This is a genomic window from Kitasatospora sp. NPDC057512 (assembly GCF_042802135.1).
In the GTDB taxonomy this organism is placed as follows: domain Bacteria; phylum Actinomycetota; class Actinomycetes; order Streptomycetales; family Streptomycetaceae; genus Kitasatospora.
Genome location: NZ_JBHVET010001027.1, coordinates 1 through 2,325, shown reverse-complemented (window position 1 = coordinate 2,325; position 2,325 = coordinate 1). Strand labels below are relative to the sequence as shown.

The 2,325-nt window shown below is 68.8% G+C and carries 4 protein-coding genes; 2 read left to right on the top strand and 2 right to left on the bottom strand.

All coding sequences use genetic code 11. The features are described from left to right. Positions 1-40: 40 nt before the first annotated feature. On the bottom strand, positions 41-181 hold the full coding sequence (locus ACFU6K_RS37105; protein ID WP_380670773.1) for a DUF397 domain-containing protein: 141 nt from the start codon (positions 179-181) through the stop codon (positions 41-43). Continuing rightward, positions 141-1,046, bottom strand: coding sequence for a helix-turn-helix domain-containing protein (locus ACFU6K_RS37100; RefSeq protein WP_380670771.1), 906 nt, complete (start codon positions 1,044-1,046; stop codon positions 141-143). The genes ACFU6K_RS37105 and ACFU6K_RS37100 overlap by 41 nt, the downstream gene beginning before the upstream one ends. A 209-nt stretch (positions 1,047-1,255) precedes the next feature. Between ACFU6K_RS37100 and ACFU6K_RS37095 the strand changes: the two genes are divergently transcribed. Next, positions 1,256-1,684 carry an ATP-binding protein gene (locus ACFU6K_RS37095; protein ID WP_380670769.1) on the top strand — a complete coding sequence of 143 codons (429 nt, stop codon included), beginning with the start codon at positions 1,256-1,258 and terminating at the stop codon, positions 1,682-1,684. 14 nt (positions 1,685-1,698) lie between these two features. Further along, positions 1,699-2,250: a hypothetical protein gene (locus ACFU6K_RS37090; RefSeq protein ID WP_380670767.1), complete on the top strand. Its 552-nt coding sequence runs from the start codon at positions 1,699-1,701 to the stop codon at positions 2,248-2,250. The last annotated feature ends 75 nt before the right edge of the window (positions 2,251-2,325 follow it).

The following is a 2,325-nucleotide window of genomic DNA, read 5'->3' as shown; positions in this document are numbered from 1 at the left end:
GTTGGCGCCCCGCCCCGAGGGAGGGATGTGGAGGGGTGGCTCAGCCCTCGATCGGCAACTCGCCGGCCCGGACCGCCGCGACGAAGGCGTTCCAGGAGGAGTCGGGGAAGAGGAGGGCCGGTCCCTGCGGGTCCTTGGAGTCACGCACCGGGACGGCGCCGGACAGGAAGCCAAGGGCCACCTCGATGCACTCGCCCGCGTCGCCCGTGCTGTAGCTGCTCTTGCTCCAAGCAGCCTTTCTCAGATCGACGTTCTGCAAAACGGTACTCCTCCATCGCATCGGCGATCAGGGCCCTGGTTTCTCCTGGTGAGAGTACACCGCCGCGCAGCACGTCGAAGTCCCGCCTGGACTGCTCGACAACCGACGGAGCGTCGCTGAAGTGCCCGCGATACAGGCTCTCCGAGTACACCCACTCCCTGCCGTCCGGCATCAGCATCAGCACCAGCGAGGCAGATGGCGCAACTGGCATCGCACAGCCGAACGGCATCACCTCGACCACGATGTTCGACTGCTCCGTCACCGCGAGAAGATGCTCCATCTGCCGCCTCATCACACCCGGCCCTCCGAAGACCGTACGAATGGCAGCCTCATCGAGCACCACCATGAGGGTGGGCCCATCAGGGACCAGAAAGCGGCGTTGCCGCATCAGCCGGGTCTCAATCCGCTCGGCTAGCAACTTCGGGTTGTTGCGCGCGTTTCCAGTCGCGAACATCGCGCGGACGTACTCCTCGCACTGCAACAAGCCATTGATCCGAGAGTACTGAAGCACCCGAATCGCCAGCGCTTCGTCCTCCAGTTCCATGAACTTCTCGAACCAGTCTGCGCTTTCGATGTCCGCCTGCCAGTCCACCCGCTCCCACAGCCGGACCAGCAAGCCACCCATGGCCAGGATCTCGTCAGCCTTCTCGACGGTCTCCCGGTCCATCGACCTCCTCCCACCCTCGAACCGGGTGATCACCGTGCGGGAGAAGTTCAGGAGCTCCCCCAGCTGCTCCTGGGTATAGCCGGCTCGCTCACGCGCGAAGCGGAGCGCTTCGCCGAACATTTCCGCCGGGTTCGCCGTCGGCCCAGCCCCAAGGCGCCGATGTGCCACGTGTTTCCCCCTTAGGTGCCACGGATCTCCGTACTCCGTTTTGGTCGCAACCGTAACTCCGACACCCCCATCATTGATGCCGGAACGCAATCTTTTGCATGCATAGCGTTACGTCGCGCGCCCCTTCTCACTCCCCCTCCGCCCCCTTGAGGTGCTCCCCCATGCTCTCGTCCCGTAGGCCCCGTGCGTTCGTCGCGCGTCTCGACTCCTGCGCCGAATCCACGCCCCTGGCGCGCTACTTGCTCCGCGCGTACCTCTCCGGCCTGCCCTCCGGCGACCGCTACTCGGACACCGCCGAGCTGCTCCTCGGCGAGCTGTTCGCCAACGCCGTCCAGCACTCCGACGCGCCGGACGACCGCCACATCGAGATCCGCATCGTCCTGGTCAACTCCCGCCTGCGGCTGGAGGTCCACGACGCCGGCAGCGGCCGGCCGTCCCTCCACACCCCCGCCCCCTCCGACGAGCACGGGCGCGGCCTGTTCCTCGTCAACGAGCTCGCCGAGCGCTGGGGCTGCACCTCCCGCCCCGACGGCATCGGCAAGTTCGTCTGGGTCCTCGTCGCCCCCGCGCCCGCCCCCACCCTCGCCTGAAAGCCCGAACCCCCATGCAGCTCACGACCCTGGCCCGGCACGCCCTCTCCCGTGGGGCCACCCCGGCCGCGACCTACGCCCTGATCGCCCGCCTCGGCCACCCGCCCCTGCCCGTCGCGCGTGCCGTCTGCCTCGCCCTCGACATCCCCCTCGCCGAGACCACCCGCCGCCTGGCCGAGTGCTACGACGCCCTCCTCGCCGACCCCCGGCCCGACTCCGAGAACGACACCGGCGAACTCCTCGAAGCCCTCGGGGTCTTCGACATCCCCAAGTCCCTCACCGACACCGAACTCGCCGTCGTCGAACAGTTCCTGGTCGCCATCGACGCCATGGGCGGCATCCGCCCCGGCCACCGGCACGGCCTCCAACGCTGGTTCACCACCGGCAACCTCACCACGGCCTACCTCTCCCTGGCCGCCGCCCACCCCGTACCCCGCACCGGCGACCCCGCCCTCTACTGGGCCACCCTCGTCACCGCCGGCGAACTCCTCACCGCCGCCCCCAGCCCCGACACCCGCATCAAGTACGCCCTCGCCCACTGCCGCGACCGCGCGGCCCGCACCTGAACCCTGCGTGGGAAGTCGGCGGGGCCGACGTCCCACGAGCCGGTCACCGGCACACCCGACCGACGGTCCGATGAC